This is a genomic window from Breznakibacter xylanolyticus, assembly GCF_003254275.1.
GTDB lineage: Bacteria > Bacteroidota > Bacteroidia > Bacteroidales > Marinilabiliaceae > Breznakibacter > Breznakibacter xylanolyticus.
Genome location: NZ_QKZK01000084.1, coordinates 1 through 1207, shown reverse-complemented (window position 1 = coordinate 1207; position 1207 = coordinate 1). Strand labels below are relative to the sequence as shown.

1 protein-coding gene is annotated in these 1207 nt (G+C 35.6%); it reads right to left on the bottom strand.

Annotated features, from left to right (window positions below; translation table 11 throughout):
• Positions 1 to 128: 128 nt before the first annotated feature.
• Positions 129 to 923, bottom strand: coding sequence for a cation transporter (locus LX69_RS17400; RefSeq protein WP_111447295.1), 795 nt, complete (start codon positions 921 to 923; stop codon positions 129 to 131).
• Between the last annotated feature and the right edge of the window lie 284 nt (positions 924 to 1207).

The window sequence follows — 1207 nt, the reverse complement described above, 5'->3', positions numbered from 1 at the left end:
AACGGCTGAGAAATCCATAGCCGAACATCCGGGATATAGTTCAACCTGGGATTCGCGCTAGGCATTACATGCCGCTTAAATCCCTATATATTAGCAGTAGTGGTTTTCTTCTGTTGTCTTGTCAGTTGTCATTTTGATAGTTGTAAAATTCTGTAAGCTCCTCTCGCCACAATCACAAATATAATTGCTCCAATAATCAAGTCGGGATAACCTGAATTGAGCCAATTAACCAAAATTCCTGCTGTAATTACTCCCGAATTTATGATAATGTCGTTTGATGTAAAAATCATACTTGCCTGCATATGGGCTTCTTTACTTTTTCTCTTTTGCAATAAATACAGGCAAATAACATTCGCAATTAATGCTACAATTGACACGAAAATCATTGTTTGAAAATCAGGCATTTTCTCAACTCCGATAAATCGTCTGACTACTTCTATAAAACCAATTACAGCAAGAATGATTTGAAAGTATCCTGCAAATTTTGCGATGTTCTTTTTTCTGACTACTGTTCCGCCAACAGCGATTAATGCAAGTCCGTAAACAATGCTGTCAGCCAACATATCTAAACTGTCAGCAACTAAGCCCATCGAATTTGATATAAGTCCTGTTACAATTTCAATGGCGAAAAACAAAAAGTTTATTAATAAAACAGTCCATAAGGTTTTCCTTTCGTCATTTTGTTTGTCAGTTGTTGTAAAATTGTCAACCGAAACAGTCGAAAGAATTGAAGTGTCAAATTTTAATGTATCAAGTCGTTGAAAAATTTGTTCATTATTGTCTGTATGAAAAACGTGTAAAAGTCGGTTGGGTATGTCAAATTCTAACGATTGGACATTTGTCAAACCGTCAAGTTTCATCCGAATCATTTGTTCTTCGGATGGACAGTCCATTTTTGTTATTTTAAATGTCGTTTTTTGCATATCAGTTCATTTTGTTATTTATTTTAAATATCGTTTTTTGCTTGTCTGTTGGGTCTTCTTACCATTACTGCTAACGGTGACGGTATGTTGCGGGCGGCATTAGAAATCGCATTCCTTTCTGCCGTTACAAACTTAATAGGAATTGTGAACCTTTCAAGTTGCGCTTTCCTGCCGCCTGAAATATACCGTATGTTGAACTAAATCCCTAACGGGATAGCTCTCCATATTGCCCCCTAAAATTACTTTTTATTATCCATTACGCAGTAATAGTTTTTAATTTATCA